General features: G+C 64.9%; 26 protein-coding genes. 15 read left to right on the forward strand and 11 right to left on the reverse strand.

From position 1 onward, the window contains the following. Nucleotides 1–98 precede the first annotated feature (98 nt). Entirely contained in the window at nt 99–710 is a 612-nt protein-coding gene (locus SMA01S_RS21220) for a glutathione S-transferase family protein (protein ID WP_066827074.1), read from the reverse strand. 5 nt (nt 711–715) lie between these two features. Then, nucleotides 716–1,942 (reverse strand): bifunctional glutamate N-acetyltransferase/amino-acid acetyltransferase ArgJ, encoded by a 1,227-nt coding sequence (argJ, locus tag SMA01S_RS21225; protein WP_066827075.1) that lies wholly within the window; start codon nt 1,940–1,942, stop codon nt 716–718. Between the two features lie 95 nt (nt 1,943–2,037). Between argJ and SMA01S_RS21230 the strand changes: the two genes are divergently transcribed. From SMA01S_RS21230 to secA, 3 genes are all read left to right on the forward strand, one after another. Then, a complete protein-coding gene (locus SMA01S_RS21230; RefSeq protein ID WP_066827078.1) occupies nt 2,038–2,517 on the forward strand; it encodes an energy transducer TonB in 480 nt (159 codons plus the stop codon). A gap of 105 nt (nt 2,518–2,622) precedes the next feature. After that, nucleotides 2,623–2,880, forward strand: a complete 258-nt coding sequence (locus tag SMA01S_RS21235) for a hypothetical protein (protein WP_066827080.1) — start codon at nt 2,623–2,625, stop codon at nt 2,878–2,880. A gap of 82 nt (nt 2,881–2,962) precedes the next feature. After that, nucleotides 2,963–5,704 carry a preprotein translocase subunit SecA gene (gene secA / locus SMA01S_RS21240; protein WP_066827081.1) on the forward strand — a complete coding sequence of 914 codons (2,742 nt, stop codon included), beginning with the start codon at nt 2,963–2,965 and terminating at the stop codon, nt 5,702–5,704. A gap of 216 nt (nt 5,705–5,920) precedes the next feature. On the opposite strand, the gene SMA01S_RS21245 is transcribed toward secA, so the two are convergent. Next, nucleotides 5,921–6,493 (reverse strand): CC0125/CC1285 family lipoprotein, encoded by a 573-nt coding sequence (locus SMA01S_RS21245; protein WP_157094074.1) that lies wholly within the window; start codon nt 6,491–6,493, stop codon nt 5,921–5,923. Nucleotides 6,494–6,794: 301 nt separating this feature from the next. Between SMA01S_RS21245 and SMA01S_RS21250 the strand changes: the two genes are divergently transcribed. Further along, nucleotides 6,795–7,922 (forward strand): carbohydrate porin, encoded by a 1,128-nt coding sequence (locus tag SMA01S_RS21250; protein WP_157094075.1) that lies wholly within the window; start codon nt 6,795–6,797, stop codon nt 7,920–7,922. 97 nt (nt 7,923–8,019) lie between these two features. On the opposite strand, the gene SMA01S_RS21255 is transcribed toward SMA01S_RS21250, so the two are convergent. Next, entirely contained in the window at nt 8,020–8,355 is a 336-nt protein-coding gene (locus SMA01S_RS21255) for a hypothetical protein (protein ID WP_066827086.1), read from the reverse strand. Nucleotides 8,356–8,361: 6 nt separating this feature from the next. Between SMA01S_RS21255 and SMA01S_RS24710 the strand changes: the two genes are divergently transcribed. Beyond that, nucleotides 8,362–8,511 carry a hypothetical protein gene (locus tag SMA01S_RS24710; RefSeq protein WP_157094076.1) on the forward strand — a complete coding sequence of 50 codons (150 nt, stop codon included), beginning with the start codon at nt 8,362–8,364 and terminating at the stop codon, nt 8,509–8,511. A gap of 41 nt (nt 8,512–8,552) precedes the next feature. Here SMA01S_RS24710 and SMA01S_RS21260 read toward each other — a convergent pair whose 3' ends face one another. Genes SMA01S_RS21260 through hpnI form a run of 5 tightly spaced genes read right to left on the reverse strand, consistent with a single transcriptional unit; the run spans nt 8,553 to nt 13,894 of the window. Next, nucleotides 8,553–9,509 (reverse strand): lysylphosphatidylglycerol synthase domain-containing protein, encoded by a 957-nt coding sequence (locus SMA01S_RS21260; RefSeq protein ID WP_245649369.1) that lies wholly within the window; start codon nt 9,507–9,509, stop codon nt 8,553–8,555. Nucleotides 9,510–9,529: 20 nt separating this feature from the next. Then, nucleotides 9,530–10,438: an aminomethyltransferase gene (locus SMA01S_RS21265; RefSeq protein WP_066827088.1), complete on the reverse strand. Its 909-nt coding sequence runs from the start codon at nt 10,436–10,438 to the stop codon at nt 9,530–9,532. A gap of 11 nt (nt 10,439–10,449) precedes the next feature. After that, the gene (gene hpnK, locus SMA01S_RS21270) at nt 10,450–11,280 is read right to left on the reverse strand and encodes a hopanoid biosynthesis-associated protein HpnK (RefSeq protein WP_066827090.1); all 831 of its coding nucleotides are present in this window, start codon (nt 11,278–11,280) and stop codon (nt 10,450–10,452) included. Between the two features lie 5 nt (nt 11,281–11,285). Beyond that, a complete protein-coding gene (gene hpnJ / locus SMA01S_RS21275; RefSeq protein WP_084250493.1) occupies nt 11,286–12,731 on the reverse strand; it encodes a hopanoid biosynthesis associated radical SAM protein HpnJ in 1,446 nt (481 codons plus the stop codon). Further along, nucleotides 12,728–13,894 carry a bacteriohopanetetrol glucosamine biosynthesis glycosyltransferase HpnI gene (gene hpnI, locus SMA01S_RS21280; protein ID WP_066827092.1) on the reverse strand — a complete coding sequence of 389 codons (1,167 nt, stop codon included), beginning with the start codon at nt 13,892–13,894 and terminating at the stop codon, nt 12,728–12,730. Before hpnI ends, hpnJ begins: the two co-directional genes overlap by 4 nt. A 46-nt stretch (nt 13,895–13,940) precedes the next feature. Here hpnI and hpnA point away from each other — a divergent pair, with 46 nt between their 5' ends. From hpnA to SMA01S_RS21315, 7 genes are read left to right on the forward strand one after another with little or no spacing between them, the layout of a single operon-like run. Further along, entirely contained in the window at nt 13,941–14,951 is a 1,011-nt protein-coding gene (gene hpnA / locus SMA01S_RS21285; RefSeq protein WP_066827094.1) for a hopanoid-associated sugar epimerase, read from the forward strand. After that, nucleotides 14,948–16,078, forward strand: a complete 1,131-nt coding sequence (locus tag SMA01S_RS21290; RefSeq protein WP_066827096.1) for a glycosyltransferase — start codon at nt 14,948–14,950, stop codon at nt 16,076–16,078. Before hpnA ends, SMA01S_RS21290 begins: the two co-directional genes overlap by 4 nt. Further along, nucleotides 16,075–16,899 (forward strand): squalene synthase HpnC, encoded by an 825-nt coding sequence (gene hpnC / locus SMA01S_RS21295; RefSeq protein WP_066827119.1) that lies wholly within the window; start codon nt 16,075–16,077, stop codon nt 16,897–16,899. The genes SMA01S_RS21290 and hpnC overlap by 4 nt, the downstream gene beginning before the upstream one ends. After that, nucleotides 16,896–17,738 (forward strand): presqualene diphosphate synthase HpnD, encoded by an 843-nt coding sequence (gene hpnD / locus SMA01S_RS21300; RefSeq protein WP_066827098.1) that lies wholly within the window; start codon nt 16,896–16,898, stop codon nt 17,736–17,738. Before hpnC ends, hpnD begins: the two co-directional genes overlap by 4 nt. Continuing rightward, complete coding sequence (gene hpnE, locus SMA01S_RS21305) at nt 17,735–18,991, forward strand: hydroxysqualene dehydroxylase HpnE (protein WP_066827099.1); 1,257 nt, start codon at nt 17,735–17,737, stop codon at nt 18,989–18,991. Before hpnD ends, hpnE begins: the two co-directional genes overlap by 4 nt. A 9-nt stretch (nt 18,992–19,000) precedes the next feature. Then, the gene (gene shc, locus SMA01S_RS21310; RefSeq protein ID WP_066827100.1) at nt 19,001–20,938 is read left to right on the forward strand and encodes a squalene--hopene cyclase; all 1,938 of its coding nucleotides are present in this window, start codon (nt 19,001–19,003) and stop codon (nt 20,936–20,938) included. Next, the gene (locus tag SMA01S_RS21315; protein ID WP_066827101.1) at nt 20,935–21,585 is read left to right on the forward strand and encodes a phosphorylase family protein; all 651 of its coding nucleotides are present in this window, start codon (nt 20,935–20,937) and stop codon (nt 21,583–21,585) included. The genes shc and SMA01S_RS21315 overlap by 4 nt, the downstream gene beginning before the upstream one ends. Before the next feature lie 15 nt (nt 21,586–21,600). Here the strand turns inward: SMA01S_RS21315 and hpnH are convergent, their stop codons facing one another. Further along, nucleotides 21,601–22,746 (reverse strand): adenosyl-hopene transferase HpnH, encoded by a 1,146-nt coding sequence (gene hpnH / locus SMA01S_RS21320; RefSeq protein WP_066827102.1) that lies wholly within the window; start codon nt 22,744–22,746, stop codon nt 21,601–21,603. A gap of 9 nt (nt 22,747–22,755) precedes the next feature. Then, complete coding sequence (ispH, locus tag SMA01S_RS21325) at nt 22,756–23,724, reverse strand: 4-hydroxy-3-methylbut-2-enyl diphosphate reductase (RefSeq protein ID WP_157094077.1); 969 nt, start codon at nt 23,722–23,724, stop codon at nt 22,756–22,758. Between the two features lie 193 nt (nt 23,725–23,917). On the opposite strand from ispH, the gene SMA01S_RS21330 reads away from it, so the two are divergent. The 3 genes from SMA01S_RS21330 to SMA01S_RS21340 all read left to right on the forward strand — a co-directional run. Further along, nucleotides 23,918–24,511 carry an ABC transporter substrate-binding protein gene (locus tag SMA01S_RS21330; protein ID WP_066827112.1) on the forward strand — a complete coding sequence of 198 codons (594 nt, stop codon included), beginning with the start codon at nt 23,918–23,920 and terminating at the stop codon, nt 24,509–24,511. Continuing rightward, on the forward strand, nt 24,508–25,569 hold the full coding sequence (locus SMA01S_RS21335) for an MlaA family lipoprotein (RefSeq protein ID WP_245649371.1): 1,062 nt from the start codon (nt 24,508–24,510) through the stop codon (nt 25,567–25,569). Before SMA01S_RS21330 ends, SMA01S_RS21335 begins: the two co-directional genes overlap by 4 nt. A 112-nt stretch (nt 25,570–25,681) precedes the next feature. Beyond that, nucleotides 25,682–26,158: 1-deoxy-D-xylulose-5-phosphate synthase N-terminal domain-containing protein (locus SMA01S_RS21340; RefSeq protein WP_281179207.1), on the forward strand; the 477-nt coding region annotated here is incomplete at its 3' end.

A 26,158-nucleotide genomic window follows, 5' to 3' on the forward strand; every position in this document is an offset into this window, starting at 1 on the left:
TTTTTGACGCGCAACTCGCCTTGAAGAAGTAAGAAGACCCTCACCCTCCCACCGCTTCGCGGCGGGCCCCTCCCTCTCCCGCGTGCGGGAGAGGGAACTTACGTCAGCGGGATCATGACCTGGCTGGCATAACCCGGCCGCGACTGCAGGCGACGGTACCAATCGGCGACATTGGGCAGATCGGGCCGCTCGATATCGAGCGTGAACCAAGTGTGGACATAGACGCCCATGGGTACGTCGCCGACGCCGAAATCCTCACCTGAAAGCCACGGCGTCTGCGCGAGATAGCGGTCGAGGATCGCCATCCGCTCACCGCAACGCTGTGCCGATCGCGCGACCGCGGCCATGTCGCGTTTGTCGGGCGCGACGCGAACGAGGTTGACGAATGCGTCGAGTTGCGCGTGCGCATAGCCATTCTGCCACTCCATCCAGCGATCGCCGAGCGCGCGCAATTGCGGTTCGTCGGGCCACCAGCGCACGCCGCCATGGCGCGCCGCGAGATAGCGCAGGATCGCGTTCGATTCCCATAGGATGAAGCCGTCATCGTCGATCGTCGGGATCAACGCATTGGGGTTCATCGCCAGATAGGCGTCGCTCATGCCGAATTGCCCGCCGACATCGTGGCGGACGAAGGACAGTCCCAGTTCCTCGGCGAACCAGGCGACTTTCTTGACATTATGCGAGTTGAGCCGGCCCCAGATCGTCAGCACGGTCGTCAGCTCCTGTAATCGGCGTTGATCGAGATGTAGCCGTGCGTGAGATCGCAGGTCCACACCGTGGCTCGCCCGTCACCGAGGCCGAGATCGACCCCGATGTCGATCTCCTTGCCCTTGAGATGCGCGGCAACCGGAGCTTCGTCATAGCCGTCGACCGCGAGCCCGTTCAGCGCGACCTGGGTCTCGCCGAAGCGGATCGCCACGCGGTCGCGCTCGGCGGGCTCGCCGGCCTTGCCTACCGCCATCACGACACGGCCCCAATTGGCGTCTTCCCCGGCGATCGCCGTCTTGACCAAAGGCGAGTTGGCGATGCTCATCCCGATGCGATGCGCGCTCGCGTCGCTTTCGGCGCCTGTCACTTCCACCGCGATGAACTTGGTGGCGCCTTCGCCGTCACGGACGACGAGGTGCGCGAGTTGGAGGCAAAGATCGTTGAGCGCCGCGGCGAAGGCATCGGCGCCGGGATCGTCGTCATGCGCGATGGCGACATTGCCGGCAGCGCCGGTCGCGAAGGCGAGGACGGTATCGCTGGTCGATGTGTCGCTATCGACCGTGATGCACGAGAAACTGCGCGTATTGGCGCGCGCGAGCGCCGCCTGCAGCCAGGCAGGATCGACCGCGGCGTCGGTGAAGATGAAGCCCAGCATCGTCGCCATATCGGGCGCGATCATGCCCGATCCCTTGATGATCCCGACCAGGCTGACCGGCTTGCCGTCGACCACCGCGCGCGTCACCGCCGCCTTGGCGAAGGTATCCGTGGTCATGATCGTCGCGGCCGCGTCTTCCCAGCCGCACGGCTCGGCGGTGAAGGCGGCGGCGAGCCCGGCTTCCGCCTTGTCGAGCGGCAACGGCACCCCAATCACGCCGGTCGAGGCGACGAACACGTCCGACGGCTGGCAGTCCAGATGGCGCGCGACACTGGCGACAAGTCCTTCGACCGCGTGGCGTCCGCGATCGCCGGTAAAGGCGTTCGAATTGCCGGCATTGACGACGAGCGCGCGAGCGCGGCCCAGGACCAATGCGGCGCGGCACCAATCGACCTCGGGCGAGGCGCAGCGACTCTTCGTCAGCACGCCCGCGACGGCCGTGCCGGGCGCCAGCTCGACATAGGTCAGGTCGCAACGATCCCAGGTCTTGTACTGCGCTTTCGCGACGCGACGAGTGATACCGGCAATGCCCGGGAGATCTGGAAAGGCGGCGGGGGCGAGGGGGGAACGATCGGTCATGGTGGCCCTCATAGTGCCACGCGCGAAACAGGCAAAGGCGGCGGTGACAAGTCGGGTCGGGTTGGGCTAGCGTGACACCGATTGGGGAGAAGAAGATGCGTATTGCCGTCGTTCTGGCATTGGCCGCCTTTGCGTTTCCGGGCGTCGCCCAGGCGCAGGATGACGATGAGCCGATCCCGACCGCGAAACCGATCGGCAATCCTGGCAGCTGGATTCCCCAGGACGGTTATCCGCCGGCCGCGCGCGCCACGGGAGAGCAGGGGCGCGTCAGCTTCACCTTGTCGATCGACGAAACTGGGCGCGTGTCCGATTGCAAGGTCACCAAGAGCTCCGAATCACCGTTGCTCGATGAGACGACGTGCAACTTCATGACTGCCAATGGCCGGTTCGAAGTGCCACGCAACAAGAAGAACAAGCCGACGCCGAGCAAGTGGAGCTCGTCGATGATGTGGAAGCTGGAGAACCCGCCACCTCCGCCAGAGCCCAGTGGCGCACCGTTGCCGCCCGCAGCGACTCCCGCGAAAAACACGCTCGCGCCGACCAAGGCCATGCCGACGCCTGCCAAGAAACGCTAAGGCTTTTCCGAAAGCGCGGAGCCGGCAAGTAACGAGTATTTGATAGACCTTTGCCAGACGCGACCCTATGTCGTTCGCGCATCACAACCTCGAAGTAGTGCTCGCTTGAACCTGATCCTGCTCCTGTCCGCCTTGTTGTCCGCCTTGAGCGGCACAGGTGGCGCGCGCGCGGCGCAGGTACCGACCACACTCAGCAGCGCGGTGGTGGCGACAGCGGTCAAAGCGACGGCCGAGGTGCGGCGCCAGGTCGCGGCGCGGCCGATCCAGACGATCGCCGGGCCCGTGCATGCGGTGATGTCGGCGCTGCCGGTTTTCGCCCTCTCGGACGCGATTCCCGTCTTTGCGAGCCGCCGGCGCGAATAGCGCCCGCGCCGCCACTTCCTTTTTCTACCCGATCAGCGCGGCCTCGTGAGGCCGGCGCGCATTCATATAACAGGAAATCATCATGCTCGGCGGACTCGCCAAATCCATTTTCGGGTCGTCCAACGACCGGTACGTCAAGTCGCTCGGCGGCATCGTCAACACGATCGCGAGCTTCGAACCTACGCTCCAGGCGATGGACGACGCGACGCTCGCCAACCAGACCGTGCTGTTCCGTGAGCGTCTGGCCAATGGCGAGAAGCTCGACGATCTCTTGCCAGAGGCGTTCGCTACGGTCCGCGAGGCGGCCAAGCGCGTGCTCGGCCAGCGCCATTACGACGTGCAGATGATCGGCGGCATCGTCCTCCATCGCGGCGAAATTGCCGAGATGCGGACGGGCGAGGGCAAGACGCTGGTCGCGACGCTGGCGGTGTATCTCAATGCGCTGCCGGGGACCGGCGTGCATGTCATCACGGTCAACGACTATCTGGCCAAGCGCGACGCCGAATGGATGGGTCAGGTGTACACCTTCCTGGGCCTGACGGTCGGGGTGATCATCCCGAACCTGACCGATCATCAGCGCAAGGAAGCCTACGCGGCCGATATCACCTACGGCACCAACAACGAATTCGGCTTTGATTATCTGCGCGACAATATGAAGTATGAGCGCGATCAGATGGTCCAGCGCCCATTCGCGATGGCGATCGTCGACGAAGTCGATTCGGTGCTGATCGACGAGGCGCGCACGCCGCTGATCATTTCTGGCCCGACCGACGACAAGTCCGAACTCTACAAGAGCGTCGACGCGGTGGTGAAGCAGCTCTCGCCCGACCTCTACGAGAAGGACGAGAAGCAGAAGTCGATCATCCTGACCGAGGAGGGGACCGAGACGGTCGAGCGGATGCTCGAGACCGCCGGACTGCTCGAAGGCACCAATCTCTACGATTTCGAGAATACTCAGGTGGTCCACCACCTGAACCAGTCGCTGCGCGCGAACATGATGTTCAAGCGCGACATCGACTACATCGTCAAGGATGGCAAGGTCATCATCATCGATGAGTTCACCGGTCGCATGATGGACGGCCGGCGCTGGTCGGACGGCCTGCACCAGGCGGTCGAGGCCAAGGAAGGCGTCGAGATCGAGCCCGAGAACCAGACGATGGCCTCGATCACTTTCCAGAACTATTTCCGCATGTATCCCAAGCTGGCGGGCATGACCGGTACCGCGGCTACCGAGGCGGCCGAATTCTACGACATCTACAAGATGAACGTCGTGTCGATCCCCACCAACGTGCCGGTGCGGCGCATCGATGAGGAAGACACGTTCTACAAGGATATCGAGGACAAGTTCCGCGGCATCGCCAAGGCGATCAAGGTCCAGGCCGAACTGGGCCAACCGGTGCTGGTCGGCACGGTGTCGATCGAGAAGTCCGAAATGCTGTCCGAATTCCTCCATGAGGAGGGCGTCGAACACAAGGTCTTGAACGCGCGCTATCACGAGATGGAAGCGCATATCGTCGCGCAGGCCGGCCGCAAAAGCGCCGTCACCATCGCCACCAACATGGCCGGCCGCGGCACCGACATCCAGTTGGGCGGCAATCTCGATTTCCGGGTCGAGGACGAATTGAGCGACATGCCCGAGGGGCCCGAGCGCGATGCCGCGATCGAGCGCATTCGCCAGGAGATCGCGGTCGAGAAGCAGGAAGTGCTGGCGGCGGGTGGCCTGTTCGTGCTCGGCACCGAGCGGCACGAAAGCCGGCGCATCGACAACCAGCTGCGCGGCCGGTCGGGCCGTCAGGGCGACCCCGGTCTGTCGCGCTTCTACCTCAGCCTCGACGACGATCTGTTGCGCATCTTCGGGCCGAACACCTTGTTCGCCAAGATGATGCGCTCGAGCCTGGAGGACGGCGAGGCATTGCCGCCATCGCGCTGGATGTCGAAGGCGATCGAGACCGCGCAGAAGAAGGTCGAGGCGCGCAACTACGACATCCGCAAGCAGGTCGTCGAATATGACGACGTCATGAACGACCAGCGCAAGGTCATTTACGAGCAGCGCAATGACATCATGGACGCCGAAACCGTCGGCGACGTGGTGGTCGACATGCGGACCGAGACGATCAACACGATCGTCAGCGATCATTGTCCACCCAATTCCTATCCGGAGCAATGGGACGTCGAGGGCATGAAGGCCAAGGTCTCCGAAATGCTGGGGATCGAGCCGCCGATCGACGATTGGCTCAAGGAAGAAGCGGTCGATGTCGAGATGGTCGAGGAGCGGCTGAACGAGGCGGCGTCGGCTTTGGTCGACGCCAAGGCGGCCGAGATCGAGCCCGAGACCTGGACGACGATCGAAAAGTCGATCCTGATCCAGAATCTCGATCATCACTGGAAAGAGCATCTCGCCACGCTCGACGCGCTACGCCAGGTCATTCACTTGCGCGCTTATGCCCAGAAGACGCCGATCAACGAATATAAGCAGGAAGCGTTTGCATTGTTCGAGCGCATGCTGGGATCGATCCGCGAGGACGTGACCAAGGTGCTGGCGACCGCGGAATTCCGCTTCCAGCCGCCGCCCGAGCTTCCCGAACTGCCCGATTTCATCACCCAGCATTTCGACCCGTTCTCGGGCGATGACGATAGCGCCGATATCGACGGCGGGTCGCGTGCACTGGGCGATCTGGGTCTGCCGCCCTTATCGATCGTTCGGCCGGAGCAGCCCGATTTGGGCGAGGACCCGAAAGATTGGGAAGGCAAGGTCAGCCGCAACGCGCCGTGCCCGTGCGGCTCGGGGCTCAAGTACAAGCATTGCCACGGTCAGATCGCGTAGTGGCGAGCTAAAGCCCTCTCCCGCTTGCGGGAGAGGGTTGGGTGAGGGTCTTCTTTCTTCTTCCAAGCGTGTACCGAGAGAAGAAGAAAGAAGACCCTCACCCTCCCGCCGCTTCGCGCCGGGGCCCTCCCTCTCCCGCAGACGGGAGAGGGTAAGAGTAAAGAAAAAGGCCGGGGATCGCTCCCCGGCCTTTTCGTTTCAGTCCAATCGCCTGGCCTATTTCGGCATGACGATCGTCGGCCCGATATTGGCGATCACGGACTTGGCATCGAACGCGCGGACATTGCCCGCGGGTTTGGGACCCTTGCCCATCACGATCTCGGCGGTGGCCTCGTATTTCTCGACCGTATTCACGTCGATGTTGCGGTCGAAGAAGGGATCGCCCCAGAACGGATCCCAGCTCCGCCAGCCGAAGCCGCGGCCATAATAGCGCCAGCGCGGACCCCATAGGCCGCCGCCATAGGGGCCGCCGAAATCGTTGACATAGGTGCGCGTCTTCTTGTCCGTATCGCGATCGGCCATGACGAAATAGTCATAGCCCTGCTGCTCAGTCAGTTCCGCGGCGCGGAACAGCAAATAGCGCTCGACGGTATCTCGCGAGGTCATGGTATTGCCCGAGAAGGTAACCTGGAAGCGGTTCGCCTCGATCTGGCGGTCGCTATAACCTTCGCGCGAGAAGCCGGCGCCGGTCGCCGGTCGGTAGGTGGTTTCGGTCATGCAGCCCGCGAGCATCAACGATGTCGCGGCGACTGCGCCCATCAGGGCAACGCGACCAAAGGAAGACGTCATTTTCAAATCTCCGTTCACCGGGAGGAAGCAACGCTCCATCCTACCCCGCCCTCTTGGAACGCAGAATGAACGGATTTTGCTCCATACGCCAGAGGCGTAACGATCGGCTGGTCGCATCTCTTCCGATCACGAAGTGATGAGGGGCGGAAAAGTGCTTTAGCCTGCGCAAGCTCCGGCGGCACCATCGCACTGGCGTGAGGATAAGATGTATTATAACATTCGATAATGCATTGATCTCGGCAACGCATGTGGGTAGGCGCGGCGAGTCGGACGGACCGGCAGAAACGATCGGTGCCATCTCGTGCAATGGTTCTTACGTCTAGCCTGCGGCGCGGTCGCACTTGCCGCACCGTCGGTGGCGAGGGCTGACGACACGCCGTCGGCCGATTTGCGCTATACGACCGACATCATGGGCGTGGCGGCTGGCGGCGAACGGCGCGGCGTGCGCTGGATGGGGCGGCTGGACCTTGATCTCGATAGCGGCACCGATCTGTTCGGGGTGGCAGGCGCGCGTGCCCATGCCGACATCTTCCTTCTTCATGGCGGCGGATTTTCGGCGCGGGACGCCGGCGATGCCCAGGTCGTCAGCAATATCGATGCGCCTTATGCGATCCGTCCGTTCGAAGCCTGGGTCGAAGCGCCGCTGGGCGGTGGCGTTAGTGTCAAAGCCGGGCTGATCGACCTCAACAGCGAATTCGACGTGCAGTCGGTCGGGGCGCTGTTCCTCAACAGCTCGTTCGGCATCGCGCCCGATTATTCTCAATCCGGGCTGAACGGCCCGTCGATCTTTCCGGTGACGTCGCCCGGCGTGCTCGTCGCGATCGAACGGCCGCGCTGGACTGTGCGCACCGCCATGTTCGACGCGGTGCCGGGAGACCCGAACCACCCGCACCGCACGCTTCCCGGCCCGTTCGGTCGCGGCGGAGCGCTGCTGGCGACGGAGGGCGAGGTGAAGATCGGTGGCGGTGGCGAACTGCAACTCGGCGCCTGGTATTATACCGATCGCTTCGCGCGGCTCGATGGCAATGGCCGCGGGCGGAGCGCGGGCGCCTATGTGCAGTATGAGCAAACCCTTGCCGGGGATGAGAAGACCGGAGCGCTGCGGGGATGGATTCGCGCGGGACGTGCGGCAGCCGAGGTCAATGACATCGGACTATATGTCGGCGGAGGACTTGCCTGGGGGACCGACGATCGGTCGTACGGCATTGCGGTCGCGCATGCCCGGCTGGGCGACCCGGCGCTGCGCGCCTTCGCGACCGCGCTCACGCCAAGACGGCGCGCCGAGACCGCGATCGAATTCACCGCGACGCATCGACTGACCAAGTGGCTGCAGGTGCAGCCCGACGTTCAATATGTCCGCCATCCGAGCTGGGGTGCCGCCGCCGACGCATTGGTCTTGGGATTGCGCCTGCATTTCGCGATCAAGTGAACCGCTTCTCTTTAGGCTGTGAACTGATAAATTGGGCGCCGTCGGTCGTGATCGTGAATGACCGAGCGTGGTGGAAAACAGTCCGGCAGGTTAGAGATCAGGCTGACGGATTAGCAGCTATTCGATTAGCCATACGGTTTCGGCGCTGCCGAATTTTCAGTGGCACGGCGACTACAACGAACAACATCATCCCTACGAATAGCCATAGTTGGTTCGTCAATCCTTGCAGCCAGGCAAGCCAGATTACGCATGGGACCGCAATAACGGGCGTAATTTTCGTAACCCACCAAAGGATCGCTCCCCATCCGGGTTGATCCCAGACGTGTTTGCCAACGCTCAAAAGGATCACCGTCGCCACAAGCTTCGAGCCGAGCGTGAGAACCACTGCCCAACTCAGGAAATCCACCAGCGTCGAGAAGCCGAAACTTAACATGGAGATATGATGAAGGGCGACGGGCTAGAGATCAATACGGCGGCTCTTGGCTCGTTAACCCACAAGCAGCTCGATAGCCTAAACCGATTGAGTTCGATCGGCTCGTGCCGCGCCATGGCTTTCCTGATGATCCGGCTGACGAGCGCCCGAGGATGATCTCTCTATCGCCGGAAAATGGCAGCGAGCTTCAGCCCCGATCAGCTTCGTGCTGCGATGTGACGTGCCTCGGCAAATTGCCAACACAATAAGGTCGGCAAGCCGATCGCTACGTCCCGCGCCCGCTTGGCAAGCGACAAGGCGAGCGCGCTCTCCGGCGGCAGGCCGAACAACGGCGCGGCCAGCGCATAGGCGACTTCCTGCACGCCCAGCGCGCCGGGAATGAAGAAGGCGACGCTGCGCAGCGTGAAGATGAGGCTTTCGAGCGACAGCACCTCCCATAGCGAGATCGATACGCCCATCAGATGAAGCGCCAGCCAGGCGCCTACGCCGCTCGCGACCCAGGCGGCGAGGTTGAAGCCGAACGCCGCCGCCACGCGGTTCCGCCAGGTATAGATGCGTGCGAGCTCGGCCCGAATGTCGCTCAGCGCGACTTGCGATCCCGGTATGAAACGCTCTCCGATGCGCCCGGTGAGGTCGAGCGCCGAGCGCTGCGCGACGAAAAAGAACAGGATGACCACGACCATGACCGCGGTGCCGCCCAGAATGGCGGGGCGGAGCGATACCGCCGCGCCATCGCCGATCAGCAGCGATGCCATCAGCGCGAGGCCGAATAACGTATAGACGAGTTGCGCGGCCATCTCGGTCGTCAGATCCACCACCAGCGAGCCATAGACGCGCGGGGTCGTAATGCCGGCAACCGAAAGCGACCGCGCGGCGACCACGATCCCGCCGAGCTGCGAGAAGGGCAGCAGGTCCGACACCGCCTCGCGCACCATTCTCGCCCAGGTGAATCGGCCAATTCGCGCGGTATGCTCGCCCGGCGCGGCGGCAAGCCACGCGGCGCCAAGCAGCAGGAATGTCCCGAGCGACCAGGCGCAGAATAACAGGAACCCGCCAAGACCGATCCGGCGCGCCACGGCCATGATATCGGCGAAGCCCGCGGCGCCGAAGGTCCAGATCGTGACAATCAGTCCCGCGACGGTGGCCAGCAGCAAGCCGGCGCTGGCGGAAATCTTCAGGCGGTGTCTCCCGCCGGCTTGGGCGCGCGGATGAACTTCAACACGAGCCGGATCATCGCCGGCACGAAGCGCGGACGGATCAGCCGTGAGTCATAACCCGCGAGCCGTCGGTCATTCTCCGACAGGCAGATCCGCGCCAGCTCGCCAAAACTGACCTCGACGCCCAGCTCCTTCGAGCCGTTGAGCGTGAAGTTGTTCTCCTGCGCCTTGCTATTGTCCCCCATGCCTTTGGCCATATCGATCCGTTCCCAGATCAGGAAGAGCCAAACGACGATGACCTTGGCTTCGAAATAGGGCCGCCGCCACCACGGCATGTTGCGGCGCCACCAGGCGACCCAGTTGACGAAGAACAGGATATGCCGCCCTTCCTCGCGCATCACCGGTTCGAACGTGTCGATCAGCTCGGGCGGGAAGAAGCCGGTATCCTTGGCGAGTTTGAACAGGCCGAAGCCGAAGAAGCTGTCGATACACTCGGAATAGCCCGAGCGCATGAACGCCCATTCCGCGTCCTTGGGCTTGCGGTAATCCGGCTCGGGCTGCAGCTCGATGCCGTACGACTGGACCATGTCGGCGAGTACGACCTTGTGCCGGCGCTCCTCGAACGCATCCATCTCGACCGCCGATTTGAGCAAAGGGTCCTTCACCGTCTCGCTGAACGTTTTGACGAACAGGCCGGTGCGGCCCTCGGTCTGCACAGCCATGTCCCAGATCGGCAGCGAGACGATCCTGTCGCGCGTTCCCGGCTCGAGCTCGGGCCAGTCGATCAGCGCGGGCCGATAGGGATCGTGCGTATCCAGGATCATGCGGCTGAACAACATCAGATGCTCGGGAGAGCCGAGCCGCACCGGACCGGTGGGCAACGGCGCGTCGGTGTCGAACTCCCCCCAATCGGGCACGAGGTTCATCGGTCGGTCCTTCAGGCAAAGTCGGCGAAACGGCCGAGCGCGACGCGATCGCGCGTCAGGATGGTTTTCGCAAGCGGGTCGACCAACGCCGCCAGCTCGCCGCGATAATCATAACCAGGCGCCGATCCCGGATAGGCGCTGGTCGCGGGATGGGTGTAGATTTCGGTGAGGCCATCGGGCAGCCGCTCCAGGATCCCGCGCACCCTGTCGGCTGTCATCGCGCCCGACCATGCAAGTCCGAACACCTGATCGGGCACCAGCATCCCGGCGCGGCGCAAGCGTGCGCGGACGAGGCGCGCCCAGACCGTCTCGACGCGCGGGCCGGCGTCGGTCCCGTCGACCTGCCGCAGCAGCCGGCGGGGCTCGACCGGCGCCCTGGCGGCGCGCATGCCGTAGCGCTGCCCGATCCTCAGGATGGCGCCGGCGATCGTCGGATGGAGATGGAAATGCTTGTGCGCGTTGACATGGTCGAGCGTCAGCCCGGTCGCGGCGAAGGCGGCGAATTGCGCCTCTATTTCCGCCGCCAGTTGCGCCCGCGCGGCGGGAGAGGTGAAGATGGTGACCCCGGCCCGCGCCATGTCGGAGCGGAAATTGCCCGTGGCATCGACCAGCGCCGGAATATTATCGGCCGGCAATACCGGCCGGCCCTCGACCAGGACGATATGTAGCCCGACACCGAGGGTCGGCAGCGCGCGCGCGCGCGCCACGGCGTCCGCCGCCGCATTGCCTGCCACCATCAGCGAGGTCGCCGTCAGGATGCCGTCGCGATGCGCCTGTTCTACCGCGTCATTGACCTCGGGCGAGGCGCCGAAATCGTCGGCGGTGACGATCAGCCGTTTCACGTCGCTTATGCGGCTTCCTTGCGGCGGCGCAGGAAGTCGAAGAATTCCACACCCTCGCGCAGGCGGCGCTTCATCATGTCGAAGTCGCGGACCATTTCCCACACGATCGAGCCGATCTTGGACGGCCGGAAGTAGAAGCGCTTGTAGAATTCCTCGACCTTGTCGAAGATAACCGTCGACGGCAAATGCGGATAGCTGAGTTGCGCGATCTGGTTGCCGCCATCGGTCAGCAAATGGTCGGTACCGTCGAACCAGCCATTCTCGGTCGCCTGCTTGAACAGAAACGTCCCCGGATAGGGCGCGGCGAGCGACACCTGGATGGTGTGCGGGTTAATCTCCTTGGCATAGTTGATCGTCTCTTCGATCGTCTCTTCGGTTTCTCCGGGGAGACCGAGGATGAAGGTGCCGTGGATCACGATGCCGAGCTCGTGGCAGTCCTTGGTGAATTGCCGCGCGACGTCGGTGCGCAGGCCCTTCTTGATATTGTGCAGGATCTGCTGGTTGCCGCTCTCATAGCCGACCAGCAGCAGCCGGCAGCCGCCGGCCTTCATCGCTTCGAGCGTCTTCCTCGGCACATTGGCCTTGGCGTTGCAGCTCCACGAGACGCGGAAACCCGGTTTGCCGAAACCGAGGTCGCCGAGCGCACGCGAAAGCTCCTCGATCCGCGGGGCGTTGTCGGTCAGCGTGTCGTCGTCGAAGAAGATCTCCTTCACCTCGGGCATTGCCTCCAGGACGTATTTCACTTCCTCGATGACATGGCCGATCGATCGGGTGCGGTAATTGTGCCCGCCGACGGTTTGCGGCCACAGGCAGAAGGTGCAGCGGCTCTTGCAGCCGCGACCGGTGTAGAACGACACGTACGGGTGCTTCAGATAGCCGCCGAAATATTTCTCGATCTGGAGATCACGCTTGTAGATCGGTGAGACGAACGGCAGCGAGTCCATGTCCTCGATGACCGCGCGATCCTTGTTGTGGATGATCGCGCCGTCGGCATCGCGGTACGAAATGCCGTGCACGTCGCTGAGCGGCATGCCCTTGGCGATATCGAGGATCGTGAAGTCGAATTCGTTGCGGCAAACGAAATCGACCGCGGTGGATGCCTCCAGCGATTTCTGGGTCTCGACCGCGACTTTGGCGCCGATCAGGCCGATCAGTGCCTTGGGATTGCGCGCGCGGATCAGCTCGGCGGTGTGGACGTCCTGGCGGAACGACGGCGTCGAGGTGTGAAGGATGATGAGATCCTTGTCATCGACCTCGTGCTTGATGTCGTCCCAGTTGAGATCATGCGCCGGCGCGTCGATCAGCTTCGATCCTTCGATCAGTGCGGCGGGCTGGGCGAGCCAGGTCGGATACCAGAATGAGCGCACCTCGCGCTTCATCTGATAACGGGCTCCGGCACCCCCGTCATAACCGTCGAACGAAGGGGCCTGAAGGAACAGCGAACGCATCATCGGAAAGGTAACTCCGGTTCGGCCGAGATCCGGCCACGCTCCGCCATTCTAAGTGTTGCGCCGCGCCAATCAACCGATCGCACGGTCAGACTGGCGATAAATACCGTAAAAGTGAGGCAATCGCGCAGCGGCAGGAGCCATAACGGCGCGGTGCGCGCGCCGCTGCACTGGTCCGCCACGACGGAGGCACAGAGTCGCGCAAGCAGAGCGAGACCGGCGAGGGCAAGGCCCGGCAGCGGAAGGACGGGGATCGCGAGCAGCGCGAGCGGGAAGGGGATGGCGATCACGCCCATTGCATAGGCAACCGGAACGACATCCCGCACCGTCGCGCCCCAGCGCAGCTCGTGCCGCCAGAGCTCCCGGAAATTGCGCTCCGTGGAGGCATGCGTGACCAGCATCGCCGGCATCGCGACCTTGAGGCCGAGTGCCGCGACCGCCTCGCCGACCGCGTAATCGTCGGCCAGCACGTCGGCGAATGCCGCGAAGCCGCCGATCGCAGCCAGGGTCTCGCGCCGCATCCCGATGGTCGATCCCATACATGGCCGCGCCAGCCCGCGCACGGCGCCGAACACCACCCCGGGCAGGAATTGCCAGCTGAGGCCGGCGGCCGCGATTCGCGACCAGAAACCGGCATCGCCGCGTCCGTTATAGGCGATCGTCACCGCACCCGTTCCCGGCGCATCGAGCGCCGCGAGCAGGCGCGCAAGATAATCGGGTCTCACCACCATATCGCTGTCGCTCAGCACTGTGATGTTGTGTGCGATATGCGGTTCGAGATTGATCAGATTCCCGATCTTGCCATTGGCGCCGTGCGCGGTCGGATCGACGATCAGATCGATCCGTGCCTGGGGAAAGCGCGCGCGAAGCGTCTCGACCGCGGCAATCGCGGGGTCGTCGGGGTGCTGGACGCCGCACAGCAACTGGATCGGGCCGTCATGATCCTGCGTCAGGAACGTCGCGAGATTGTCGGCCAGGCGCGGTTCGGCACCGTGCAGGGGCTTCAGGATCGTCACGGCATCGTTGCGGCGCTCCGACGGGGCCGTCCGCGACAAAAAGTTGCGCAGCGTGATCGCGGCGGCGATCATATAGGCCGAGCCGATCAGGCTCAGCCCCAGCATTGTCCATGCCAGTGCAGTGATGATCGCGATCGGGACGCCTACCATGCCTGTTCCTCTATCCGGCGCCGCAGGTCCTGTGTAGAGCGCGCGCGTGGGTCATTCCGACGCATCATCTCCTCTCGTCCTCGTCACCGGCGTTTCCGGCTTTGTCGGCTCGGCCGTGGCGCGCGCGCTGGCCGCGCGTGGCGCGCGCGTGCGCGGCCTGGTCCGCGAATCGAGCCCGCGCGCCAACCTCACCGACTTTCCCGGTGAGCTGGTCGAGGGCGATCTGCGCGATGCCGAGGCGGTTGCCCGGGCGATGGCCGGGGTGCGCCATCTCTTCCACGTCGCCGCCGATTATCGCCTCTGGGCGCCCGACCCGGAGGAGATCGTCCGCAACAACGCAACGACAACGCGGATCGTGATGGAGGCGGCGCTCGCGGCCCAAATCGAGCGCATCGTCTATACGTCGAGCGTCGCCACGCTGATACCGCGCGATAGCGAGCCTGCTGACGAAAGCCGCGCGGCGGCGCCGGATCAGGTGGTCGGCGCCTATAAGCGAAGCAAGGTCGTGGCCGAGCGGCTGGTCGAGGGCATGGTCGCCGACCGCGGCCTGCCGGCAGTAATCGTCCAGCCCTCCACTCCGATCGGCCCGCGCGACGTCAGGCCCACGCCCACCGGGCGCATCATCGTCGAGGCGGCGAATGGCAGGATGCCGGCCTTTGTCGATTCCGGCCTCAATCTCGTCCATGTCGACGACGTCGCCGCCGGGCATTTTCTCGCATTCGACAAGGGGCAAGTCGGCGCGCGCTATATCCTGGGTGGGCAGGATGTGATGCTGGGCGACATGCTGGCCGAAATCGCTGCGATCGTCGGCCGCAAGGCACCGGTGATTCGCATCCCGCGGGCGCCGCTTTTCCCCTTTGCCTGGGTCAACGAGCAGATCGCGCGGGTCACTGGCGGTGACCCGTTCCTCAATATGGATTCGCTGAAGATGGCGAAGCACCGCATGTTCTTCACCTCGGCCAAGGCGGAGACCGAACTCGGCTATCGCGCGCGGCCGCATCGCGAGGCGCTGGCCGATGCGATTGCCTGGTTCCGCGATGCGGGGATGGTGCGGTGATCTGGACGATCGTCGCCGGGCTGTCGCTGGCGATCTGGCTGGCGCTCATCTTTGCCCGGCACGGCTTCTGGCTGGCGCGCGAGCGCGACACGCGCGATGCGCCGGCCGATCCCATGCACTGGCCCGACGTGGTGGCCGTGGTGCCGGCGCGCGACGAGGCCGATGTGATCGCGCGATCGATCGGCAGCCTCGCCGCGCAGGATTATCCCGGACGTTTCCACATCATCCTGATGGATGATTCGTCGAGCGACGGCACCGCCGAGATCGCTCGCGCGCTGGGATCCGACCGGGTCGAGGTGGTACGCGGCCTGCCGCTCGAACCGTGCTGGACCGGCAAATTATGGGCAGTCTCGCAAGGCATCGAGCGCGCCGGGAGTGCTCCCGCCTGGCTGTGGCTCAGCGACGCCGATATCGACCATGCGCCGGACACGTTGCGAACGCTCGTCGCGCGCGGCGAGGCGGGGGGACTGACATTGGTCAGCCTGATGGCTCGGCTGCGCTGCGACAGAATCGCCGAACGGATGCTGATCCCGGCCTTCGTCTTCTTCTTTCAGCTGCTCTACCCGTTCGGACTGGTCAACCGCGCCGGCGGGATCGGTGGCGCCGCGGGCGGGTGCATGCTGGTGCGGCGCGAAGCGCTCGAGGCAGCGGGCGGCATTGCCGCGATTCGCGACGCGCTGATCGACGATTGCACGCTGGGCGCGCTGCTCAAGCGACAGGGGCGCATCTGGCTAGGCCTTACCGACCGGTCGCGGAGCATCCGGCCTTATGACGGATTCGGTGCGGTGGCGGCGATGATCTCGCGCTCGGCTTATGCCCAGTTGCGCTATTCGCCGTTGCTGCTCGCCGGCACGCTGCTGGGATTGGCACTCGTCTATGCCGCGCCGCCGTTGCTCGCGCTTTTCGGCCAGGGCTTCGCACGGTTCGCCGGGATCGCCGCCTGGGCGCTGATGGCGATCGCCTTTCAGCCGATGCTCGCTTTCTATCGCCGCTCGCCGCTCTGGGGTGTGGCGTTGCCGTTGATCGCGGCTTTCTACGCCGGCTGCACCTTGCTATCGGCCTGGCAACATATGCGCGGTCGTGGCGGCATGTGGAAAGGTCGGGCGCAGGCAGCGGCGGGGCGATGACAGACGTAACCGACCTTGCTTCGGGCAAGCATCACACCGACGAGAATTTCCCGGTGGCGAGCTTCCTGCTCCGCCCCGAGCACCGTGCGCCGGTCATGGCCTATTACCGCTTCGCCCGCGCGGCGGACGACATTTCCGACAATGCGCAGGCATCGTCCGAGACCAAACTCGAGTTGCTCGCGCAGATGCGCGCTGGCCTCGACGGACAGGGCGCGCCCGAAGCGATGGCGCTGGCCGAGGTGATGGCCGCGCGGCGGATCGACCCGGTCCATGCCCATGACCTGCTCGACGCGTTCGTCCGCGACGTGACGGTCACCCGTTACCGCGACTGGGATGAATTGATCGGCTATTGCCGGCTCTCGGCGATGCCGGTCGGGCGCTATGTCCTCGACGTGCACGGCGAAAGCCGCGAAACTTGGCCCGCCAACGACGCTTTGTGCGCGGCACTGCAGGTGATCAACCATCTCCAGGATTGCGCCGAGGATTATCGCGAGCTCGACCGGGTCTATATCCCGCTCGATACCGGGCTGCGCGTCGAGGACCTGGGCGGAGCGCGGGCTACACCGGCGTTGCGGACGATCCTCACCGATCTGGTCGGACGGACCCGGCAGTTGCTCGACTCCTCAGCCGGTTTCGCCGCGCTGATCCGCGACCGGCGGCTGGCGGCTGAAGTGGCGGCGATCCACCGGCTGGCGGTCAGTCTGTGCGATCGGCTGGAGCAGCGCGATCCGCTTGGCGAGCGCGTCCATCACGGCAAGGTCGAAGCGGGCTGGATAGCGCTTGGAGCCGCGCTTCCCGTCCTCTTCAGGCGCGCCGCATGAGCGACGCCGCCGCCATCGCCACCGCGCCGGCGACACAGGCTGCGGGCAGCTCTTTCTATGCCGGCATGCGCATGCTGCCGAAGGCCGAGCGCGAGGCGATGTACGCGATTTACGGCTTTTGTCGGGTGGTTGACGATATCGCCGACGATCAGGGCGGAGAGCGGGAAGGGCGCGCGGCGGCGCTCGACGGCTGGCGCCGCGACTTGGACTCGCTCTATGCCGGCGGCGATCCGGGTCAGGCGATACTGGTGGCGGAGGCGGCGCGCCGCTTCGACCTCGACCGCGCCGATTTCGAGGCAGTGATCGACGGCATGGCGATGGACGTAACCCACGACATCCGTTGGCCGGCAATGGCGGAACTCGACCTCTATTGCGATCGGGTGGCGTCGGCGGTCGGCCGGCTCTCGGTGCGGGTGTTCGGCATGCCGCACGAGCCGGGCCTCGAACTCGCGCATCATCTCGGCCGCGCGCTTCAGCTCACCAATATTCTGCGTGATATCGATGAGGATGCCGAGATCGGCCGGGTCTATCTTCCGGCGGAAGCACTGACCGGCGCCGGGATCGCGCTCACGACACCGATAGAGGTCGCCGCCGATCCGCGCATCGACCAGGCGGTGCGGCCGCTGGTGGCGCGCGCGCACGAACATTATCGCGCCGCCGACGCGATCCTCGCCGCACGGCCCGCCGGGCATCTGATCGCGCCGCGCCTGATGGAAGCGGTCTATTCGAAGCTGCTCAAACGTATGGAGGTCGTCGGCTGGGCGCCGCCACGCCGGCGGGTGAGAGTGAGCAAGCCGGCGCTGCTGTGGACGGTGGCGCGGCTGTTGGTGACCCGGTGACCTTTGCGCGAGCGACGATAGCGGGGGCGGGTCTCGCCGGGCTGTCGGCGGCCGTGCGGCTGGTCGAGGCGGGACTGACCGTCCGCATCGCCGATTCCGCCGCCCAGGCTGGGGGGCGATGCCGTTCCTATCACGACCCGCAACTCGGCCTCACGATCGACAATGGCAATCATCTGGTGCTGGCAGGAAACAGGTCAGTCGCGGCGTTCCGGGAGACGATTGGGGCCGCGACGCCGCTGGCCGGGCCGGACCATGCCGATTTCGCGTTTGCCAATCTCGCCGGCGGCGACCGCTGGACGATCCGGATGAACGACGGCGTGTTGCCCTGGTGGGTGTTGTCGAAGCGGCGGCGTGTGCCTGGAACGGGGGCGCTGGACTATCTCAAGCTTGCCGGATTGTTGAGGGACGCTGCTGCGGATGCGGTTGGCGACCGGATCGATGCGACGGGACCGGTTTGGGACAAGCTGATGGCGCCGGTGCTGCTCGCCGTGCTCAACACGCCGCCCGAGACCGGCTCGGCGCGGCTGACCGCCGCGGTGCTCCGCGAATCGCTGTTGCGCGGCGGCAAGGCAACATTGCCGCGCATCGCCGAGCCGAGCCTCGCGGCGGCGTTCATCGACCCGGCTTTGGCCTGGCTTGCCGCGCGCGGCACGCCGTTCACGCCGGGCAGGCGGCTCCGCGCGATCGAAACGCCCGGCGATCGCGCGACTGCGCTCGACTGGGGCGCCGGCCTCGAACCTGTGGCCGACGACGAAGCCGTGATCCTTGCCGTGCCGCCCTGGGTGGCGACCGCGCTGCTGCCGGAGATTTCGGCGCCCGACGCGTTCCATGCGATCGTCAACGGCCACTTCGCGATCGCGCCGCCGGAAGGTGCGGCGGCGATGCTCGGGCTGCTCGGCGGCACCGCCGAATGGCTGTTCGCTTTTCCCGACCGGATCTCGGTGACGGTCAGCGCCGCAGACGCGATCGTCGACCTTGACCGCGAGGAACTGGCGCGGCGTTTCTGGGCGGATATCCAGAGCGCCTATCGCTTCAGCGCGCCGATGCCCGCCTGGCAGATCGTCAAGGAAAAGCGCGCTACCTTCGCCGCGACGCCCGAGCAGGACGCGAAGCGCCCGGCTACCGCGACGCGCTGGCGTAACCTGTTCCTGGCCGGCGACTGGACGCGGACGGGGCTTCCCGCAACGATCGAGGGTGCGCTCAGGTCGGGCGAGACCGCTGCGCGCTTGGCGATTGGCGCCCGGACGCGCTAACGGACCGACATGGCCACCAAGCTTCAGTCAGCCGATCCGCTTGCTGCGATCGATATGGCGGTCGATCGTGCCGCCGCGGCGTTGACCGCCGCGCAGCGTCCTGATGGCCATTGGGTGTTCGAGCTGGAGGCGGATTGCACCATCCCGGCCGAATATGTGCTGTTGCGTCATTATCTCGGCGAGCCGGTCGACGAATTGCTGGAAGCGAAGATCGGTCGCTATCTCCGGCGGATCCAGTCGCCGACGCATGACGGCTGGGGATTGTTCCACGCCGGCGGGTTCGATGTCAGCGCCAGCGTTAAGGCCTATTACGCGCTCAAGATGATCGGCGACGACCCGCAGGCGCCGCACATGGTTCGCGCGCGGACGGCGGTCCTGGCGGCAGGCGGCGCGGCCGCGGTGAACGTTTTCACGCGCATTCAACTCGCCTTGTTCGATGCCGGGCCCTGGTCGACCGTGCCGACCATGCCGCCCGAGTTGATCCTGCTGCCCCGCTGGTTCCCGATCCACTTGTCCAAGATGAGCTATTGGGCGCGCACCGTGGTGGTGCCGCTGCTCGTGCTGGGCGCCCTCAAACCCGTGGCGCGCAACACCAAGGGCATCAAGGTCGACGAACTCTATACGGGCGAGGCGGTACGCGCCGCGACCAAGGCGGCCGATCCCAAATGGCTATGGACCAAAGGCTTCAACGCGCTCGACCGGTTGCTCAAGGCCGGTGACGGTCTGTGGCCCACCAAGCTCCGGCGACGCGCGATCCAGGCCTGTGAGGCCTGGGTGGTCGAGCGGCTCAACGGCGAGGACGGGCTGGGTGCGATCTATCCGGCGATGGCGAACAGCGTGATGATGTTCGACCTGCTCGGCTATGCAGAGGACCATCCGGTCCGCGCCATCGCCCGGCAATCGGTCGAAAACCTTCTCGTGATCAAGGAGGATGAGGCATATTGCCAGCCCTGCGTGTCGCCGGTGTGGGACACCGCGCTTGCGGCGCACGCGATGCTGGAGGCGGGGGGCGAGGCCAATATTGCCAGCGCCGACGCCGCGCTCGACTGGCTCAAGCCGCGCCAGGTGCTCGATGTCGAGGGAGATTGGGCGGAGGAACGGCCCGGCGTGCGTCCGGGGGGCTGGGCATTCCAATACAATAACGCGCACTATCCCGACCTCGACGATACCGCCGTGGTCGTGATGGCGATGGATCGCGCCGGGACGGCCGACCGAATGCCGATCGATCGCGGAGTCGAATGGACCGTCGGGTTGCAGTCGAAGAACGGCGGTTGGGGCGCGTTCGACGCCGACAATGCGTACGATTATCTCAACAACCTGCCATTCGCCGATCACGGCGCGCTGCTCGACCCGCCGACCGCCGACGTCTCGGCGCGGTGCGTGTCGATGCTCGCGCAACTGGGCGAGGGGGCGGACAGCCCGCGTATGGCAGCGGCGATCGACTATCTCCGCCGCGAACAGGAACCCGAGGGCAGCTGGTTCGGCCGCTGGGGAGTCAATTACATCTACGGCACCTGGTCGGTGCTGTGCGCGCTCAACGCCGCGGGGTTCGATCAAGGCGATCCAATGGTCGCCCGCGCCGCCGCATGGCTGAGGACGATCCAGAATCCCGATGGCGGCTGGGGCGAGGATTGCGACAGCTACGATCTCGATCGCACCGGCCATGTTCCGGCTCCGTCGACCGCGTCGCAAACCGCCTGGGCGCTGCTGGGGCTGATGGCGGCAGGCGAGGTGGACAGCCCGGCGGTGGCGCGCGGGATCGCCTGGCTAGCCGACAACCAGGATGCCGACGGGTTATGGGGTCAGGAATATTATACCGGCGGCGGATTTCCGCGGGTCTTCTATCTCCGCTATCACGGCTATCCCAAATATTTCCCGCTCTGGGCGATGGCGCGCTACCGCAATCTCAAGCGCTCCAACACCAAGCGCGTCACGGTCGGCATGTGACCTTGATCATCGCCTGCGGGCTCAAGCGTGAGGCGCGGATTTTCGATCGTCCCGGCCGCGATGTCTTCGTCGTTATCGGCGGCGGCCAAGCGGCGGCGCTCGATCGCGATCTCGACGACGAAGCAGAAATGTTTCCCGGCATCATCCTGTCCTGCGGCATCGCCGGTGCGCTGGCGCCGTCGCTGCGGCCGGGCGATGTGGTGATCGACGGCGATGCGGTGGTGGCTGAACGGCTGGCGGAGGCCGTGCCGCACGCTCATCGTGGTGGGATTGTCGGGAATGACGCGATCGTGGCGACCGCGCGTGAAAAGCGCCTCCTGAGCGAGCGGACCGGCGCGCTGGCGGTCGACATGGAAAGCCATGTCGCCGCGCGGGTGGCGTTGAGGAAGGGCTTGCCCTTCGCTGCGCTCCGCATAATCTCGGATCGCGCTGAGGACGACCTGCCGCCTGCCGCTTTGGTAGGGATGCGGCCGGACGGCGGGATGGCGCTGGGGGCCGTCCTCGCCTCGCTCTCGCGCGCTCCCCGTCAGCTACCGCCGCTGATTCGCACCGGGCGCCAGGCCGATCAGGCGTTTCGCGGCCTCGAGACGGCGTTCGAGGCGATCATCCGCGCCGGGATAGACCGCCTCGCTCTGCCGGTCCGCTAAGGCCGGCAAACGGGATCAGGCCGCGCGCTGGACCCGTTTGAAGCCTTCGGGGTCGGCGGCCTTGATCTTCGCCAGTTCCAGCTCGACATGCGAGGAGTAGACATCCTCGGCAGGGCGCGCCGTCGTCAGGTCGACGTCGGGCGCCATCGGGCCGTCGGTCTTCACGCCGTTGCGACCGACCTTGAACATCTTGAGCGGGTGACGGATGGCGTCGGTCGCGGCCGTGCCTTCGAACCCGCAATGCGTCATGCAATTCGAGCATTTCTCATACTTGCCGACGCCATATTTCTCCCAGTCGGTGCCTTCCATCAGTTCCTTGAAGGTCGCGACATATCCTTCACCGAGCAGGTAGCACGGCTTCTGCCAGCCGAAGATCGTCCGGAGCGGCATCGACCAGGGCGTGCATTCGTAGGTCTGGTTGCCGGCGAGGAAATCGAGGAACAGCGGCGAGTTGGTGAAGGTCCAGTCCTTGCCGCCATTGCCGCGGGCGAACACGTCGCGGAAGAATTTCTTGGTCCGCTCGCGATTGAGGAAATGCTCCTGATCGGCGGCACGCTCATAAGCGTAGCCGGGGGAGATCGTGATCTCGACGCCAAGCGATTCCATCTCATCGAAGAACGTCGCCAACCGCTCGGCATCGGCGCCGTCGAACACCGTGCAATTGACCTGGACGCGGAAGCCCTTGCTCTTGGCGAGCTTGATCGCCTCGATCGCGATTTCATACGTGCCGTCGAGATCGACGGCATGGTCGTGCATCTGCTTGTCGCCGTCGAGATGGATCGACCAAGTGAAGAACGGCGACGGTTCGTATTCGTCGATCTTCTTCTTGAGCAGCAGCGCGTTGGTGCACAGGATCACCAGCTTCTTCTTGGCGATATAGCCCTTGACGATCCGCGCCATGTCCTTGTGCAATAGCGGCTCGCCCCCGGCGATCGAGACGGCGGGCGCGCCGCATTCGTCGATCGCTTCCATACATTGTTCGTAGGACATGCGCTGGTTGAGGATCGGATCGGGATAATCGATCTTGCCGCAACCCGGGCAGGCCAGGTTGCAGCGGAACAGCGGCTCGAGCATCAGCACGAGCGGATATTTCCCGCCCTTGATATGCTGCTTCAGCGTATAGGCGCCGATCCGCGCGATCTGGGAAAGCGGTAAGGTCATCGGGGAATCCTATTCGGCGGCCGCGCGGGTGAGATTGCGCAACTGAGGGGGAAGCGTGAATTCGATATCTTCGGTGACGCCGTCGAGCTGTTTCACAGAAACCGGGCGAACCGAAGCAATGGTGGCGATGACGCTCTCGATCAACTCGTCGGGCGCCGACGCGCCGGCAGTAATGCCGACCGTCGCCACGCCGTCGAACCATGTCGGGTCGACGCCGTCGCCATCGTCTACCAAATAGCTCGGCACGCCCATTTCGTCGCCGATTTCGCGCAACCGGCTCGAATTCGAACTGTTGCGGGCGCCGACCACGATCAGCAAGTCGCTTTGCCGGGCGAGATCGCGGACCGCGGTCTGGCGGTTCTGCGTGGCATAGCAGATGTCGGCAACGTCAGGACCCTGAACGTCGTCGAAGCGCTGGTTGAGCGCCGCGATCACGCCGCGCGTATCGTCGACGCTGAGCGTGGTCTGGGTGATATAGGCGATCGGCGTATCCGTCGCGAGCGGCAGCGCGGCGACGTCGTCGGCGGTCGAAACGAGATGAATCGGGGCATCGACCTGGCCCATCGTCCCGATCACCTCGGCATGGCCGGCATGGCCGATCAGCACGAGGGTTCGCCCCGCTTTGGCATAGCGGCGTCCCTGGACATGCACCTTGGTGACCAGCGGACAGGTCGCATCGAGCACCGGCAGGCCGCGTGCGACAGCCGCCTCCTGGACCGATCGTGGCACGCCATGCGCGCTGAAGATGGTTGGCGCGTCGGGGGGGATCTCATCGAGTTCGTCGACGAAGATGGCGCCCTTGCCGCGCAACCGGTCGACGACATGGCGATTGTGAACGATCTCATGCCGGACATAAACCGGCGCGCCGTAGAGATCGAGCGCGCGCTCGACGATCTCGATCGCACGCACCACGCCCGCGCAGAAACCGCGTGGATTTGCCAGCAGAACGTTGATCGAAGGGGACGAAGAATCGGTCATTTTGTCCTGCATGCAATTCCGTCTTTCGAAATGCCGCGACCTGTTTGCGCCAGGCCCTGGGCGCACAGATAGTCGTTCACCGCCGGTTGCAAAAGACGCAATATTGCAACGCGGCGAAGACTTTGCGTGCGACAAGGGTGGACGCCCTCACGCTGGGCGGGGTATTGCCCGGCGGCCGATCAGGAGTGTTTTGATGCGTATCACTGTCTCCTCCGCCGTGTTGCTGGCGCTTGCGATTCCCGTTCCTGCGTTCGCCCAGACCGATCCCGCGCGCACCACGGTGCAGGCGCTCGACGATGGTCTGATCGCGATCATGAAGGCGAAGGGAACGGTGAGGAGTCGTTCGACGGCGATCGGTCCGATCATCGACCGCGCATTCGACCTGCCGCTGATGACGCGACTCGCGGTGGGCCCAGCCTGGACCACGACCCCGCCAGCCGATCAACAGGCCCTGGTCGCCGCCTTTCGACGGATGACCATCTCCCAATATGCCACCAATTTCGACAGCTGGTCGGGGGAGCGTTTCGCGATTGCTCCGCAGATCGAGACGCGGGGCGGCGATAAGCTGGTCCGCACGACGCTGACGACGCCAGGCAAGGCCGATATCCCGATCAGCTATCGCTTGCGCGCGAGCGGCGGCGCCTGGAAGATTATCGACGTCTTTTATCGAAATTCGATCAGTCAGATTGCGACGCGACGGTCTGATTTTGCGGCCGTTCTGGCCAAGGGCGGTGCCAAGGCGCTGGTAACCCATCTCGATGCCCTGGCGGCGAAGGGCGATTTTTGACGATCCCACTTCTCCTTCCCGCGGTGGCGTTGATCGCCGCCCCGGCCCAAGAGCAAACGGCGCCGCCCCCGGCACCACCGGTCGTCGCGCCGGCGCCCGTCGCTGGGTCGGCCCCGATCGTTGTGCCGGTATCGCCCATTGCTCCGCCATCGCCGGTCGCCGACTCGCCGCCCGCAAGCTCTTCGGCGGCGATTCCCGAGTTTGCGGATCCGTTGTCCGATCCCGAGACCGCCAGCGTGGTGACCGCCGGCGAGACGCCGTTTCGGGCGACCGCGGTCGATCCCAATCGCGGTGATCCGCTGGAAGGGTTCAACCGGACGATGTTCGGGCTCCATCAGGCGCTCGACAAGGCGATCTACCGGCCGCTCGCGATGGGCTATCAACACGTCGTGCCGAAACCGGTGCGATCGGGATTGCGCAATTTCTTCACCAACCTGACCGAGCCGGTCGTGTTTCTGAACTATTTGCTCCAGTTCAAGTTCGGCAAGGCGGCGGAGACGCTGGCACGATTCACCATCAATTCGACCCTGGGTGTCGGCGGCCTTTTCGATATCGCCAAGACGAAGGAATTCAAGCTCCCGCACCGCAGCAACAGTTTTGGCGATACCCTGGCCTATTACGGCGTTGGTCCTGGCCCCTATCTGTTTCTCCCGCTGGTTGGTCCGACCACCTTGCGGGACGTCATGGGTGGGCCGTTGGGTGGGGCCGTCCTGCCGCTCGCGGTCGGCAACCCGTTCACCGATTGGCGCTATCAGCTTCCCAGCAGCGTGATCACCGGCCTCGACTTGCGCGCCGAATCGGATCGCGAATTGCGCGCCTTGTTCGGCGGTGCCGTGGACCCGTACGCGACCTTGCGGTCGGTCTGGCTTCAGCATCGCGCCGGCGAGGTTGCCAATTTGCGGCATCACCGGATTGATCTGCAAAGCCCGTCGGAATTCGACGACCCGTTGCGCGATCCCGGGGCGCCGGCCACGAGGCCGGCCGAATCGCCCGCGCGCGAATTGCAGGATCCGCTGGCAGATCCCGCCGCACAAGCACCTGCCAAGGCGTCGAATTGACTTCTTCCGACGATGGTCGACACCTTGCCGATATCCCGAATGGATGGCCTGTGGCCGACCGATTGTTTCGCGGCGTTGTTGGTTTAAGTTAGGCGCAGGAGCCGATACCCAGATGACCATTTCATTCGAAACGCCGCTGCTCGACACTGTTTCGACGCCGGCCGATCTTCGCACTCTCAAGCCGGAGCAGCTGCGCCAGCTGGCGGACGAGTTGCGCGCGGAGACGATTTCGGCGGTGGGGACGACGGGCGGCCATCTCGGCTCGGGATTGGGCGTGGTCGAGCTGACCACCGCGATCCATTATGTGTTCGACACCCCCGACGACCGGCTGATCTGGGATGTCGGGCATCAATGCTATCCGCACAAGATCCTGACCGGACGGCGCGACCGCATTCGTACGCTGCGACAGGGCGGCGGCCTGTCGGGCTTCACCAAGCGCTCCGAGAGCGAGTACGATCCGTTCGGCGCGGCGCATAGCTCGACCTCGATCTCGGCAGCGTTGGGCTTTGCCATCGCCAACAAGCTGGCGGGCAGGCCGGGCAAGGCGATCGCGGTGATCGGCGACGGCGCGATGTCGGCGGGCATGGCC

This window comes from Sphingomonas mali NBRC 15500, assembly GCF_001598415.1.
Classification (GTDB): Bacteria; Pseudomonadota; Alphaproteobacteria; order Sphingomonadales; family Sphingomonadaceae; genus Sphingomonas; species Sphingomonas mali.

What these genes read in the sequence shown, in the direction of transcription:
- argJ (WP_066827075.1), bottom strand. Translation starts at nt 1,942, where the DNA reads ATGACCGATCGTTCCCCCCTCGCCCCCGCCGCCTTTCCAGATCTCCCG.
- SMA01S_RS21230 (WP_066827078.1), top strand. Translation starts at nt 2,038, where the DNA reads ATGCGTATTGCCGTCGTTCTGGCATTGGCCGCCTTTGCGTTTCCGGGC.
- secA (WP_066827081.1), top strand. Translation starts at nt 2,963, where the DNA reads ATGCTCGGCGGACTCGCCAAATCCATTTTCGGGTCGTCCAACGACCGG.
- SMA01S_RS21245 (WP_157094074.1), bottom strand. Translation starts at nt 6,493, where the DNA reads ATGACGTCTTCCTTTGGTCGCGTTGCCCTGATGGGCGCAGTCGCCGCG.
- SMA01S_RS21255 (WP_066827086.1), bottom strand. Translation starts at nt 8,355, where the DNA reads ATGTTAAGTTTCGGCTTCTCGACGCTGGTGGATTTCCTGAGTTGGGCA.
- SMA01S_RS24710 (WP_157094076.1), top strand. Translation starts at nt 8,362, where the DNA reads ATGATGAAGGGCGACGGGCTAGAGATCAATACGGCGGCTCTTGGCTCG.
- SMA01S_RS21265 (WP_066827088.1), bottom strand. Translation starts at nt 10,438, where the DNA reads ATGAACCTCGTGCCCGATTGGGGGGAGTTCGACACCGACGCGCCGTTG.
- hpnJ (WP_084250493.1), bottom strand. Translation starts at nt 12,731, where the DNA reads ATGATGCGTTCGCTGTTCCTTCAGGCCCCTTCGTTCGACGGTTATGAC.
- hpnI (WP_066827092.1), bottom strand. Translation starts at nt 13,894, where the DNA reads ATGGTAGGCGTCCCGATCGCGATCATCACTGCACTGGCATGGACAATG.
- hpnC (WP_066827119.1), top strand. Translation starts at nt 16,075, where the DNA reads ATGACAGACGTAACCGACCTTGCTTCGGGCAAGCATCACACCGACGAG.
- hpnD (WP_066827098.1), top strand. Translation starts at nt 16,896, where the DNA reads ATGAGCGACGCCGCCGCCATCGCCACCGCGCCGGCGACACAGGCTGCG.
- shc (WP_066827100.1), top strand. Translation starts at nt 19,001, where the DNA reads ATGGCCACCAAGCTTCAGTCAGCCGATCCGCTTGCTGCGATCGATATG.
- hpnH (WP_066827102.1), bottom strand. Translation starts at nt 22,746, where the DNA reads ATGACCTTACCGCTTTCCCAGATCGCGCGGATCGGCGCCTATACGCTG.
- ispH (WP_157094077.1), bottom strand. Translation starts at nt 23,724, where the DNA reads ATGACCGATTCTTCGTCCCCTTCGATCAACGTTCTGCTGGCAAATCCA.
- SMA01S_RS21330 (WP_066827112.1), top strand. Translation starts at nt 23,918, where the DNA reads ATGCGTATCACTGTCTCCTCCGCCGTGTTGCTGGCGCTTGCGATTCCC.